Genomic DNA, 12,860 nt, shown 5'->3' on the forward strand with positions numbered 1-12,860 from the left:
GATTATATTTTTTACTACAATAACAAACGAATCAAAACAAAATTAAAAGGACTTAGTCCTGTGCAATACAGAATTAAATCCTTTCAATAATATTTCTTGTCCAACTTTTGGGGGTCAGTACATTAAAAGACAGTTAGCTAACTGATTAGCGTGGTTTTTTCATGTTCAGTCCACTTTTCTCACAAAAACGAGCTGTTGAGGATTGGAAAGTTCTTCTCTATAGTTGAACTGTTCGAAGCTTAGCTGTTTCAGTTGCTCAAGGGTGTTGACGTTTTTTTGTTGAGCTTGCTTGAGGAAAAGACCACGTCCTTTTTTGGAAATGGTAGAATGCGTTTTGAGCTGTCCAGCTTTTTCCTCATGGAAGAGCACTCTGACAAAACGCTCTTGAACAGTCGGTGAAAAGACTGTTTCAAACTCGCTTGAGAGGAGAGAAATCAAGAGGTCTTCGCCGCTGACAGTTTGGTCGTAGAGTGGGCGCCAATAGGTNCGCTGACAGTTTGGTCGTAGAGTGGGCGCCAATAGGTTTTGAGGGAGTGACCGTCAATCTTGAGGTGCTGTTGGAAATCTAATCGATGCTCTGCGATGGGGAAAGTCGCCCCAATAACCCCATAGAGGGCGCTGGTGATAAGGACATGTTCTGATAGGTAGTCAAGGTTCTTGCGATCAATTTGGCGGTACATGAGGCCGTTGAAAAGCTGAATGGCTGGATAGGTGGGCGCCTTGTTGCTCGCTAGTTGTTGCCAGCGGACTGCTTCTCTCTCGGCAGCAGTAGGGGTGATCTTGTAGAGGGCGCTCAACTGATCAACAGTTTTTTGCTTCATTTGGTCAATAATCGCCTTGGTCTGAGGCAGCAAGGCCTGAGACAAGGCTGTGTTTGGGGTCACCATTTCTTTGGCGGTAGGAATCAAGAATTTCATGTGTTTATTGTAAACAGAAAGTTTTCCTCTGTCAAGCGAGGTTTTCCACAATATTGTGGAAAACTATGTGAGTCATGTGGAAAAGAAGAACTCAAATCAGCGTGAGAATTCCAGAGATTTATGGGAAAAAATAATGAGTTATCCACAAGCTGTGGATAACCTGAAGGGAGAGAAGAAAGAGCGAGTTGACCAGTGGATGCAAAGCTTTCTTGCCTATCTTTGATGTCCTCAACTGTAAAATGACATAGAAAGTGGGCAGAAAGCTGTCCTACATCAGCGCTTATTGAATAATGAATTGACCTCTTCACAACTTCAACCTTTAATGGAGGTGAAGAGACAATCTTTCATACTAGAAAATGAATATCAGCTGAAGAGATGGCTGATTGAGAAAGCAATATTTACCACAGCTATCAGGGCTATTTAACGGTTGTCACTCAGGATTTCTGATTATCAAAGTTCTAGCAACTGGGTTCATAAGCACGACAGTGCCCATTAACTTGTAAAAGGGAACTCTGGAGCTGGCTCAGCCGATAAGACTGGCTTTCCAAAGATGTGTCTTGTTCACTAGACGATAATAAAAAGGAGAGACTAGGACTTTTGTCCCAGCCTCCATCTGATATCAAAAAGAAAAAGCTGTATTGGTACCGGTGATTCACGTTTTGTATTGAACCCGCGCAATAAAAGCAGGTGGGCGACGCGTGTTTGACTGAGTTGCTTCTGGGTGAGCCAGCTTGCATACCGTCAAACATCCTTGTCTCCCGAAAAATACAAAAAATAGTCGGTCAATACTTAGATGTGAATTCGTATACCACAGCAATCTTTATAAGTCTATGATACCACAAATTAGGCAGATGTCAAGTCTTTTTTTGAAACCGTTATCAAATTTTTTTTAGCTTATCAATAGCGTCCTTGGTCGCAGCCAGAGCGCGCTCGTATTTGCCAGTTTGGTTTGGGGTAAAATAGCTGGCGCTGTTGAGCTTGTCTGGGAGGTACTGTTGGTTGACCCATTTTTCTGGGTAGGCGTGGGGGTAGAGGTAGCCCTGAGAGTGACCGAGTTCCTTGCTGCCAGCGTAGTGCCCATCGCGCAAGTGTTTTGGAATGGGCAGGTGCCCATTGGTCTTGAGGTCGGCGATGGCGGCGTCCATAGCTAGGTAGGCAGAGTTGGACTTGGGAGACAGGGCTAGGTCGATGACGACATTGGCAATTAAGATGCGAGCCTCGGGGAAGCCGATTTTCTGGGCGGCTTCAAGGGCAGTCACGGTGTGAATTTGAGCATCTGGATTGGCTAGTCCAATGTCCTCATAAGCGATGACGGTCAGGCGTCTGGCAAGGCTGGGCAGATCCCCTGCCTCAATCAGGCGGGCGGCGTAGTGGAGGCTGGCATCGACATCACTGCCTCGGATAGATTTTTGCAGGGCGGAGAGGACATCGTAATGCCCATCGCCGTCCTTGTCCATGGTGATGTAGGAGCGTTGTAGGCTATTTTCCATGATGTCAAGGGTGATATGTCGGACACCCTTGTCGTCTGGCTGGGTGGACAGCACTGCCAGTTCCAGTGAGTTATAGGCTGACCGCAGGTCGCCGTTGGTCGCTGTGGCTAGAAAATTCAGTGCCTGCTCCGCTATGGTCACCGAAAACGCAAAGCCCCGCTCAGGGTCATCCACTGCACGGCGGATAGCGGTCTTAATCTGGTCTATCGTCAGGGGCTCCAGCGCAAAAATCTGGACGCGGCTGCGAATGGCGGGCGTGACCGAGAAGAAGGGGTTCTCTGTGGTCGCCCCGATCATGGTGATTTGGCCGCTTTCGAGGAGGGGCAGGAGAAAGTCCTGCTTGGTCTTGTCAAGACGGTGAATCTCATCAAGCAACAGGACTAGACCACCTGAAAATTTAGCCTCTTCAGCGATCTCTTGGAGGCGTTTTTTACTGTCGGTGGTGGCATTGAAGGTGCGAAAGGCGTACTTGGTGGTGCCAGCGATGGCGGAGGCGATAGAGGTCTTGCCAATACCAGGCGGACCGTAGAGAATCATGGAGGAGAGGAGTTCGGCTTCAACCATGCGACGGATGATTTTGCCAGTGCCTACTAAGTGTTCCTGACCGATGACATCGTCAATGGTGCGTGGTCGCATGCGGATAGCGAGATTGTGGGGCATGGGAAGTCCTTTCTAATCCCAGTCGATGGTGATTTTTAGGTCAATCTGATCAGCGAATCGTTGGAGTACGCGTTTTTTATTAGGAGTAGAGAGATTTCGGTAGACATGGATATGAGGCGTGATAGGAGAGGTTTGTCGGATTCCGGATTTATCAAATTTTTCGACAGTTCCCAGTAAAAATCGTCCATTTGGCTCGCCTTTGATGACTAGTTCTAAGACTTTTTCAGAGTAGACTGGGGATGTAATGAGGTGCTTGAAAAGATTGACGTAGCAAGCGGTAGGATTTTTTCCTGTGAGGATAGTACCATCAGCTAAGGAGATGGTGTAGCCTTGGTGGTGGGGATGGTACTCTTTTTCCGTTTCATTTGCAGAGAGTTCAAAGAGTGGGATATTGGCAACCTCTTCTAAGACATTTTGGGTAATATGCCAGATGTTGTCGGCATGAATCTTGCTGATTTTATCAATCCAAGAAGAATTTCCTTGTGTAGCATTTTCTAGCTCAAATCCTACTTCTCGAAACTCTTTGATAAGTAGAGCCTCCAGATAATCCAGCTGAGACTTGTCCAAATGCCCATCTTCTCGACCAAAAAAGATGACTTGGTTCCACCAATTTTTTTCCTTGTCATGTTGGTGGAGACGAGTATACACGGATGTAGCTGCTTGTCCAATGTAGCGTTTATTTTCGCCAATGAGGATGTAAATACCAGCTTTTTGTGCTTCAGGTAATTGTTTTAGGGCGTTGAGGTCTGAGCGATGTGCTGCAGTTACGACGCCAGGCTCCTTGGTATAGACGGTGATGTTGTCCCGACCGTTGTCTGCTGCGATGATCGTGTGTTGTACCATAGCTTTCTCCTTGTCTTCCCCCTATTATACCAAAAAACACCGCACAAGCGATGCTTTAAAAATTTAGTCATACTGAATGGTCACGGTATCTTCGGCGTCTTCCATCAGCTGTCGTGAGGTTTCCAACTCCTGCAGTTGTTGCAGCTCTTGCTCTGAGAAATAGCTGGTATTGAGATAGTGTAAGAAGGGCGATAGGGATAAGATGGCTTTGTCAAGTAGGAGATCATGTCCCTCAACTGTAAAAGAAATGGCTGACCAATCGTCTGTCTCAAACTGTGCCAATAAGTCAGTACGTGCGGCTTTGGCTTGTGGTTCTTCGGATTTGTAGAGCAGGTTGTCTAACTGCTGTCTGAACCCAGCTTTGTCCTTGATGAGGTCGTTGAGGGTAAAAGGTGATCCATCTGATTTAGCGTAGAACTGCTTGACGGTTTGTTCGTTTGAAAGCTGAATGTCTAGTCCTTTGGTGCGATAGGTACGTTGCATCAAATCATAGGCAAGGACGTTTTCCAGCGTTGTCTTGCTTGTTTGAGGGTAGATGACCAGCCATTCTTGGTTTATCAGAGACTGCCTTTGTGGTTTGATGTTGTCGATATAGGAATCGACCTGCTGGCGAATGCTGCTTGTCTCATCAGACTGACTGAAAAAGATAAGCTCACTCTCAAAAAACTGTGTTGCTTGCTGACCAATGGCACTGATGGTTGGAATATCTGTGATAATTGCCATGTTTAGCTCTTTAAACTCCTTGTTAAAGCGCTGCTGTTGCCAGTGACGTCCCCCGATAACCGCAAGCCCAGATAGGGCAAGAACGAGTAGTAGACCAATGATAAGACGATAACGTTTCATGATTTGGACCTCCTTTTCTGATTTTATTATAGCATATCTAAGTTTTTTTGCAAACGCTATCTTTTTGTTGTGTTACTGAACAATTAGCGGGTGCTAGAGAGCTCAATAAATGGTATAATAGACAGGAACAAGCAGGCGTTTTGATAGGACTAACTCGAAGTAATCTGTAGATGTACCTAATTAAACCCTAGATTGAGCAAGCAACAAAGAAAAGGCACCTTACGAAACTGCTAGGGGAAGTCAGCTAATTCGCAAAACTCCTCAACAAACGTTCAGGAGAAAAGAAGACCCGTAGGCGGATTTGTCTAATCGTTTGGAGTCTTCATCCACTATGCAGTTGCGAGCGCTGTGGCCAATAGCTTCAACTTATCAGTTGCTATCCTCGCAAAAGAGGAAGGCGCCCGCCTGATTGCCAGTACAAGAAGAATGTAACCCCATTTTTAACCGAAAAAGGAGCACCATCATGAGTAAATACGGATTTTTAAGCGTTTTAGAGGAAGAGCTGGACAAGCATTTTTCCTACGATTTTGCCATCGACTGGGACAAGAAAAACCATGCGGTTGAGGTCAGCTTTGTCCTTGAAGCAGGGTTGCCTGAAGGCGTCTCTTTGGAAGATAGCGGAGCAGATGATGAGGGCGTGGCTCTGGAAGAGTTTGTTCTCTTCTACCACCGAGAAAAGTCCAGTTTTGACCCAGAAGACTATTTGGTCGCTCTGCCTTTTGACCCGAAAAAAGGCTTGTCACGACAGTTTTTGAGCTACTTTGCCCAGTTCCTGCAAGCCACTTCCGACCAAGGCATGGACGACTTATTGGACTTCCTTGCCGATGACACCGCCGATGAATTTGCCATGGTGTGGAATGTGGAGGAATTTGAACAAGGCAGAGCGGAATTCGAAGAGACAGAGTGGTATGGATATCCGAGGTATTGAGACTTTTTTGAAAGCAGGAGCGAAATGGAAGAAAAAGATATTTTAGCCATTAAACAACTAAAAAATGCAATAAGCGACGATTCTTTAATAATGTTTGTGGGGGCAGGGATTTCAGCTAATTCTAATTTGCCCACTTGGAAAGAATTAATTGATGAACTTTCTGGCGAATTAGGTATTGACCCCCAGGAATCAAAAGATTTTTTAAGAGTAGCACAATATTACTATGATACTTTTGGTCAAAATCAATACATAAAAAAGATTGAAGAAATTTTTAAAACAAACAATACTTTTTCTCCAAACGAGTTACATCATTTAATTGAAAAAATTTCTCCAAAGCATATTATCACTACCAATTATGATTCTTTACTCGAACAACAATTTGAACATGGATTGTTAAAGTATAGTGTTGTGGCTGAAGATAAAGATATTCCGTATTCTCGTTCTGAAAAGTATTTGATCAAAATGCATGGGGATTTTAGGAAAAAAAATATTGTCTTAAAGGAAGACGATTACCTAGATTATCAAGTTAATTTTCCAATGACTTCAACATTGGTTCAATCAGTCATTATGAATCATACATTGTTATTTGTTGGCTATTCTTTAGGAGATTCTACCTTTAATTCGATTTTTAGGTTGATACAAAACAATTTTAACTCGGATGCTAAAAGAGCTTATTTTTATACTCCTAACGCCCCGTCAGATATTATTAGAGACTATTATAAGAAAAAAGGTATTGTTGTTGTATCGAATCCAAATGATATTGTAACTAATACTGAAACAACCGATAATAACAAAAGTGAAGCTCTGTTTTTGAAAACTAAGTCTTTTTTGGAAGCGCTTATTAAATCAAAGTATTCAGAAGTAGAAAGTGCAGATGATTTATGGAAGCAACTTTCTTTTTTGGACAGACTAAATTTTATTGATTCGAGAGATATTTCTAAGTATTCTGGCTTGAAGAGTCGGGCAATAAATTTTAATGGGTCATATAGGTGGTATAACAAAGAGTATTTCAATATTAATGGTCATAGTTATCTTGAAGGTTTAATAAAATCGAAATCTTTATTAAATGGCTTTTTTGATTTAGAGAGAGTAGATTCTAAAAATTTAAGGGTTAATACCCACCTTGAACCTGCCTATAAATTGTATAAATCAAAAGAGTATTCTTTAGCTAAAGCTAAATTTAGAGAGCTGGCAAACGATGCTTATCGAGATAAAGACTATTTTACGTTTTTATTGTGTGAATTTAATTTTAAACATATACATCATATATTTTCAGAAGATGATAAAAACTACCAGAGCTCTGTTTTTGATAAGGATTTAAATGAACTAACTCAGCAAATGATAGATTCTTCGTCAGGAGATGATAAGAAAATTTTTGAATATTTCCGAGACGTCATTTTGAATATGAGTTTTTTGGATAAAAAGCTAGAGATAATTAATGATTTATTTGATAAAGTAAGACATGAACACACACTATACCGAACAGGTGGTTCTTCATATAATAGTCACCTATGGAATGCAGAATTTGAAATTAAAAATTTACAGTATTTCTTAGATTTGAATTGTATATGTGTTAAACAATATAAGCCGTATAAAGCTATAATTAATCGTTATTTTGAAATACTATTACTTAGTTATGACAATTCTTATATTGATAATGAACCTGATAGCTATTTGAAGAATGGTGATGTATCATCTTTGATTGGCGAATTGGGGTTAGAGGATCTTAAAATTATTCTGCCTAATATCGACTTTAAAATATTGAAGATGTATTTAGGTAACTATTCGTTTAAAGCTATAAAAATAACCGATGAGGCGACACAATATATCTTCAATAGAATTAAGGAACTACAGCTAATAGAACGCCTAGATAATCTTGATAGCTACAATGAATATAAACAGTTTCTTAAGTTTCTTCCATTTATTGAATATACTAGCATAGCTGATGTGATTGATATTCTAGACAAACAAGCTCTATATTTTGATTTATCTGCCGAAATAAAAGATATCATCAAAGTTATAATTAACAACAAAATTTTGTTAAACAGTAACTTAAAACAAAGATTGGTAAGAATTGTTAACAGACATATTAATGACATCATTGACAAGAATTTACAATTATATAAAGAAAAGTTTTGGCTGTATTCAAAACTGTTAGATGTTTGTTCAATTGCGGAAGAAAGTGATCTTCTTTATGTAGAGAGACTAGAAAATGATATATTAAAAATCAAATATAGCGATGATGATGTATATGAGATAATGAAGTATTGTGATTTGTTTGTCTCTCTCTTTCCCTATCTCCGAAAAGCACATCAGGAATATGTTCGGGAGTTGTTTTCAAAATATGATGAATTTGGGATAAGAGAGGGAGATTATTATTCGGTTATTCAATGCATGCTTGTGGACGTTTACGACTTCCCTAAACATCAAGGGATTATATATAATCATCTTGTAGAAATCATTAATAAAGAAGATAGTGAGATTGTTTATTTTCCGGATCCTGTAAAAACAGCTTTATCAAATTTATTTAATTTGATAAATAAGGGATATTTTAAGGAGAGTGAAGTAACAAAGGATATTACTAAAAATATAAAAGGTATTTTTCCAGAAGTAGATTGGGTATGGTTTAATGACCGAAGTGAATCGGTTATGGAGCGCATGCTACGTTCTAGAACTCGAACTAGTATCAAGATTTTTTTTGCTAAAACCAATAAGGACAAAGAAATGATAGATAATTTCATCTTAAAACTATTTGATGAAGAAAAAATAATATTCCACCAAAAATAATAGGAGGTATTCCACATGACCACATGGAACGAAGTAACGCTCACGGTAGACCGTGAGGCGCAGGAGGCTGTCAGCAATCTTTTGGTGGAGCTGGGCAGTCAGGGCGTGATGATTGAAGACAGCAGGGACTATCTGGACAAGGAAGACCTCTTTGGCGAGATCATCCCAGAGGTGGCACAGGATGACCGTGTGACCATTACAGGCTACTATCCTGATACGCAGGACTTGGCAGCTATTAAGACCAGTATCCAGACAGGGTTAGCAGAGATGGTGGCGGCTGGGCTTGAGCTCGGCGAAACAACTCTTGCTAGTAGCGAACTTGCCGAGGAAGACTGGGCGGACAACTGGAAAAAATACTACGAGCCGACCCGTATTACCCACGATTTGACCATTGTGCCCAGCTGGACAGACTATGAGCCGACCGCTGGAGAGAAGGTGATCCGTCTCGACCCTGGGATGGCCTTTGGGACAGGGACCCACCCGACCACCAAGATGAGCCTCTTTGCCCTATCGCAGGTCTTGCGCGGAGGTGAGACCGTCCTTGATGTCGGCACAGGCTCAGGGGTGCTCTCTATCGCCAGCTCGCTCTTGGGGGCTAAGGAGATTTTTGCCTATGACTTGGACGAGGTGGCGGTGCGCGTAGCAGAGGAAAATATCCAGCTCAATGCGACCACGACCAACATTACCGTCAGCACGGGAGACTTACTCCGAGGGGTGACGCAGGAGGCTGATGTCATCGTGGCCAATATTTTGGCGGATATCCTGATCCATCTGACTGCCGATGCCTATCGTCTGGTCAAGGATGAGGGGTATCTGATTATGAGCGGTATCATCGCTGACAAGTGGGAGATGGTGCGTGACAGTGCGGAGAGCGCAGGCTTTTTCCTCGAGACCCAGCTCATTCAAGGCGAGTGGAACGCCTGCATTTTCAAAAAAACCGCCGATCGCTCAGGCGTAGTGGGAGGCTAGATGCAGCAGTATTTTGTACATGGCAGAGCGCCGCAAGAAGGGCTGGTGACCATCACGGATAAAGAGACCGCCAAGCACATGTTTTCTGTCATGCGCTTGCAGCCAGACGATGAGGTGGTGCTGGTGTTTGACGATGCCATCAAACGCCGTGCCAAGGTCATCAGCAAAGAGGACCAGACCTTTGAGATAATCGAGGACTTGGCAGATATGGTCGAACTTCCAGTTTCTGTCACCGTTGCGGTTGGCTTTCCCAAGGGAGATAAGCTGGAGTTTCTGGCTCAGAAGGCCACCGAGCTAGGCGCTAGTCAGCTTCAAGCCTTTCCCGCTGACTGGTCTGTCGTCAAATGGGACAGCAAAAAACTCGCCAAAAAAGCTGAAAAACTGGAAAAGATTGCCCTCGGAGCTGCTGAGCAGTCCAAACGCAACCGTATCCCAGCAGTCCAACTCTTTGAGACCAAGACCGCCTTTCTCCAGCAATTGACAGACTTTGACCACATTCTCATCGCCTATGAAGAAGCCGCCAAGCAGGGCGAGACCAGCCAGCTTGTCCAAGCCCTAAACAAAGTTCATTCAGGCGACACGCTTCTCTTTGTTTTCGGACCAGAGGGTGGGATTTCCCCAGCCGAAATCGACCAGCTGACCGCTCTAGGCGCAAAAACGATTGGTCTTGGTCCTCGCATCCTCCGAGCCGAAACCGCCCCACTCTATGTTTTGTCAGTAGTGAGTTATGCCGTGGAGTTGAAAGGAAGTTAGATGTCAAACCAACTGTTCGCCATTGGCGATGTACATGGAAAATATCATTTATTGCAAGACTTGTTGCAAAAATGGGACAAAACGACCCAGCAGCTGGTCTTTATAGGAGACCTCATCGACCGAGGAGAAGACAGCAAGTCCTGTCTGGAGCTGGTCTGTCGGCTGGTGCGTGAGGAGGGGGCGGTCTGTCTCATGGGCAATCATGAGTGGATGTTTCTACGTTACCTAGACGACCCGACAGAGCGGTATGACCACTACCAGCGCAACGGCGGAGATACGACCATCAATTCGCTCTTGGGACGACCGCTGGATGCCGAGGTGGACCCTGTGTCGGATGCGGTAGCGATTGTGAGGCAGTATGCTGAGATGGTGGACCAGATTCGGCAGTTTCCCTATCTGTATGAGACGCAGGAGTATTTCTTTGTGCATGCGGGGCTCGATTTGAGCTTGCCTGATGTGCGTGAGACAGCTGACTATGACAAGGTCTGGTTGCGCCAACCTTTTCACGAGGGGCAAAACCAGACAGGGAAGCGGATTGTCTTTGGGCATACACCGACCAAATACCTTTTTGATCGTCAGGACTACCTTGACCAAATCTGGACAACAGAAGATGGCAAGATTGGCATTGACGGTGGCGCCGTATATGGCGGTGTCCTCCATGGTGTTGTCTTGGATAAGGAAGGTATCCGTAGGGTTTATTCAGCAGGGGAATCTATTCGTGTTGATTGAACTTTTTGGCGTTAATGTGCTGAAGGGGAAAAGAGTTGTCATATTGATAAAGATAATAAGGATCACGTCTCCGCCACACTGTTGTGGGAGTGGGGACCTGGTCTTTTTTGATTTCCCAAATCAGTTTACTCACAACTAATAGTTCATGTGCAGAAAAGTTAAATTTTTGCTTGACAAGTTCATGTAACCAGTTTATAATCAAAATATACTTAAAAAAAGCATATATAATTTTTAGAAATATGGAGGTCGAAATGGTCTTGCATTTTCCGATTCCTTCGCCACTTATCGAGTTTTTAGTGCTCGGCATTGTTGCGAAGGAACCCTCGTATGGTTATGAAATTAACCAGCGACTCAAGCAACTGACGCCTATCAAGGAGTCTACTCTCTACCCCATTTTGAAGAAAATGGAACTCAATGCCTATCTGGAGACCTACACGGAGTCCCATCAAGGTCGGCAACGAAAATACTATCGACGCACACCGACAGGTGTGGAACGCTTTGCTTTTTTGGAAGCAGAGTGGGAGCGGTACAGTCACAGTATCGAAGCAATGGCTAAAGGAAGGAGTTAGGTGATGACAAAAGAGATGTTTTTAGCCCAATTAGCAACTGAACTAAGCAGTTTGAGTGAGGCGCAACGCCAGGAAATTCTAGGTTATTTTGAGGAATATTTATCTGATTTAGCTGATAACAAGGAAGCCTTAGCTGAGTTAGGAGAACCCAGTTTGGTGGCACAAGAGCTATTGGCTGGTCTAAGAGAGCAGGAGATTCTTTTTCAAGTGCCGCAAGAAATGTCCTCATCTTCTGGTGTGCCAGCTGTTGACAGGGTTTCATTGTCTCTGCTGGACTTGGATATCAAACTCATGACGGATGCGGTGGAACAGATCACGCTCAAAATTCCTGAATCATTAAGGTCAGTTATTGAAGTCACGGAAGAAGCCCAGCATGTTTCACTGAGACAGACTGAACCATTGCAGGAACGCTTCAGATTTCATGGGTCGTTCGGTCACCATTTCTTTTCCAATGAGGAAATCAGGTTGATTTTGCCAGCTACTAACTATCAAGACATCCAGTTAAACAGCCAATTAGGGGACATTCGAGTGGAAAAGATGTTTTCTGAACACTTGTCTGTGACGGCGCAAAACGGTGATGTCCTGCTTAAGTCTTGCCAGTTAGGAGAGGCTAGTCTGTCCATAAAAAATGGCGATTTGGACCTTTCTCAAACGAGTGGCAAGCAGCTGGATGTGCTGTTGCAAAATGGGGATTTGGCAATAGATGCCGGGCAATTTGACCAGATCAGCGTTGAAGCTAAAAATGGTGACGTGTCTCTGCAAACTAGTCAACTCAAAAATATCCTAGCTACTCTAACCAATGGCGATTTAGCCTGTGAGACGGTAAGGCTTGAACGCCTGATTGCCAAAGGGCAACGTGGGGATTTTGAGCTACATCAAGTTGATTTTTCAAAAGAAATCGTTGTAGAAACTCAGGCAGGGGATGTTGAGATGACATTGACCATCAATGACAAAGACGACATTTATCTGGATGTTGAGACGGCTTTTGGTGAGTACAAGGTGGATACGCTTGAGGGTCGTGTGACAGGTAGTAACGGACGCCTAGAGTTAGGAGATTCAGCAGCTCTACGTCAGATTAGGGCAAAGAGTATGTTTGGTGATGTTGAGATTCGTCGCTAGAGACGGAGGCGGGGTCGGTCAGTAATCGGAGTATTATTAACATACCGACATTGTTAAAAGGGATAGCCTTTTGATGGTCAGCCATCTTAAAATCTGTTATAATGAAAGTGTTATCCATTATTTTCTATACAAGGAGAATGCCATGAAATACATCGTCAATACGTCCAATGACCCTGCCTACAACATCGCTCTGGAGAGCTATGCCTTTCGCGAGCTGGTCAATGAAGATGAAATTTTTATCCTGTGGATCAAT

13 protein-coding genes, 1 other RNA gene and 1 pseudogene are annotated in these 12,860 nt (G+C 43.4%); 9 read left to right on the forward strand and 6 right to left on the reverse strand.

The window, feature by feature from the left end:
* The coding region (locus ACERC7_RS09545) for an IS3 family transposase (protein WP_373660429.1) at positions 1-90 on the forward strand (90 nt) is incomplete at its 5' end.
* 75 nt (positions 91-165) lie between these two features.
* On the opposite strand, the gene yaaA (ACERC7_RS09550) is transcribed toward ACERC7_RS09545, so the two are convergent.
* The 6 genes from yaaA (ACERC7_RS09550) to ACERC7_RS09575 all read right to left on the reverse strand — a co-directional run bounded on the left by yaaA (ACERC7_RS09550) (position 166) and on the right by ACERC7_RS09575 (position 4,753).
* Positions 166-438, reverse strand: a complete 273-nt coding sequence (yaaA, locus tag ACERC7_RS09550; protein WP_373666804.1) for a peroxide stress protein YaaA — start codon at positions 436-438, stop codon at positions 166-168.
* Entirely contained in the window at positions 435-917 is a 483-nt protein-coding gene (gene yaaA / locus ACERC7_RS09555; protein WP_373666805.1) for a peroxide stress protein YaaA, read from the reverse strand. Before yaaA (ACERC7_RS09555) ends, yaaA (ACERC7_RS09550) begins: the two co-directional genes overlap by 4 nt.
* A 626-nt stretch (positions 918-1,543) precedes the next feature.
* Positions 1,544-1,737, reverse strand: a non-coding RNA gene (gene ssrS / locus ACERC7_RS09560) — 6S RNA.
* Positions 1,738-1,795: 58 nt separating this feature from the next.
* Positions 1,796-3,067 carry a replication-associated recombination protein A gene (locus ACERC7_RS09565; RefSeq protein ID WP_373666806.1) on the reverse strand — a complete coding sequence of 424 codons (1,272 nt, stop codon included), beginning with the start codon at positions 3,065-3,067 and terminating at the stop codon, positions 1,796-1,798.
* A gap of 12 nt (positions 3,068-3,079) precedes the next feature.
* Positions 3,080-3,910 (reverse strand): GIY-YIG nuclease family protein, encoded by an 831-nt coding sequence (locus ACERC7_RS09570; protein WP_373666807.1) that lies wholly within the window; start codon positions 3,908-3,910, stop codon positions 3,080-3,082.
* Between the two features lie 63 nt (positions 3,911-3,973).
* A complete protein-coding gene (locus ACERC7_RS09575) occupies positions 3,974-4,753 on the reverse strand; it encodes a hypothetical protein (protein WP_373666808.1) in 780 nt (259 codons plus the stop codon).
* Between the two features lie 463 nt (positions 4,754-5,216).
* Between ACERC7_RS09575 and ACERC7_RS09580 the strand changes: the two genes are divergently transcribed.
* The 8 genes and pseudogenes from ACERC7_RS09580 to ACERC7_RS09615 all read left to right on the forward strand — a co-directional run.
* On the forward strand, positions 5,217-5,681 hold the full coding sequence (locus tag ACERC7_RS09580) for a DUF3013 family protein (RefSeq protein ID WP_373666809.1): 465 nt from the start codon (positions 5,217-5,219) through the stop codon (positions 5,679-5,681).
* Positions 5,682-5,705: 24 nt separating this feature from the next.
* Positions 5,706-8,468 carry an SIR2 family protein gene (locus tag ACERC7_RS09585; RefSeq protein WP_373666810.1) on the forward strand — a complete coding sequence of 921 codons (2,763 nt, stop codon included), beginning with the start codon at positions 5,706-5,708 and terminating at the stop codon, positions 8,466-8,468.
* Between the two features lie 15 nt (positions 8,469-8,483).
* Positions 8,484-9,437 (forward strand): 50S ribosomal protein L11 methyltransferase, encoded by a 954-nt coding sequence (gene prmA, locus ACERC7_RS09590; RefSeq protein ID WP_373666811.1) that lies wholly within the window; start codon positions 8,484-8,486, stop codon positions 9,435-9,437.
* Positions 9,438-10,190: a 16S rRNA (uracil(1498)-N(3))-methyltransferase gene (locus tag ACERC7_RS09595; RefSeq protein WP_373666812.1), complete on the forward strand. Its 753-nt coding sequence runs from the start codon at positions 9,438-9,440 to the stop codon at positions 10,188-10,190.
* Positions 10,191-10,919 carry a metallophosphoesterase family protein gene (locus tag ACERC7_RS09600; RefSeq protein ID WP_373666813.1) on the forward strand — a complete coding sequence of 243 codons (729 nt, stop codon included), beginning with the start codon at positions 10,191-10,193 and terminating at the stop codon, positions 10,917-10,919.
* 257 nt (positions 10,920-11,176) lie between these two features.
* The gene (locus ACERC7_RS09605; protein WP_026216674.1) at positions 11,177-11,488 is read left to right on the forward strand and encodes a PadR family transcriptional regulator; all 312 of its coding nucleotides are present in this window, start codon (positions 11,177-11,179) and stop codon (positions 11,486-11,488) included.
* Between the two features lie 3 nt (positions 11,489-11,491).
* The gene (locus ACERC7_RS09610) at positions 11,492-12,607 is read left to right on the forward strand and encodes a DUF4097 family beta strand repeat-containing protein (protein ID WP_373666814.1); all 1,116 of its coding nucleotides are present in this window, start codon (positions 11,492-11,494) and stop codon (positions 12,605-12,607) included.
* 142 nt (positions 12,608-12,749) lie between these two features.
* A pseudogene (locus ACERC7_RS09615) lies at positions 12,750-12,860 on the forward strand (lipoate--protein ligase); the annotation flags it as partial.

It is taken from the genome of Streptococcus sp. E17BB (genome assembly GCF_041807725.1).
Taxonomy (GTDB): domain Bacteria; phylum Bacillota; class Bacilli; order Lactobacillales; family Streptococcaceae; genus Streptococcus; species Streptococcus entericus.

Coding starts and splice junctions, on each gene's coding strand:
- ACERC7_RS09565 (WP_373666806.1), bottom strand. CDS start 3,067: ATGCCCCACAATCTCGCTATCCGCATGCGACCACGCACCATTGACGAT.
- ACERC7_RS09570 (WP_373666807.1), bottom strand. CDS start 3,910: ATGGTACAACACACGATCATCGCAGCAGACAACGGTCGGGACAACATC.
- ACERC7_RS09575 (WP_373666808.1), bottom strand. CDS start 4,753: ATGAAACGTTATCGTCTTATCATTGGTCTACTACTCGTTCTTGCCCTA.
- ACERC7_RS09580 (WP_373666809.1), top strand. CDS start 5,217: ATGAGTAAATACGGATTTTTAAGCGTTTTAGAGGAAGAGCTGGACAAG.
- ACERC7_RS09585 (WP_373666810.1), top strand. CDS start 5,706: ATGGAAGAAAAAGATATTTTAGCCATTAAACAACTAAAAAATGCAATA.
- prmA (WP_373666811.1), top strand. CDS start 8,484: ATGACCACATGGAACGAAGTAACGCTCACGGTAGACCGTGAGGCGCAG.
- ACERC7_RS09595 (WP_373666812.1), top strand. CDS start 9,438: ATGCAGCAGTATTTTGTACATGGCAGAGCGCCGCAAGAAGGGCTGGTG.
- ACERC7_RS09600 (WP_373666813.1), top strand. CDS start 10,191: ATGTCAAACCAACTGTTCGCCATTGGCGATGTACATGGAAAATATCAT.
- ACERC7_RS09610 (WP_373666814.1), top strand. CDS start 11,492: ATGACAAAAGAGATGTTTTTAGCCCAATTAGCAACTGAACTAAGCAGT.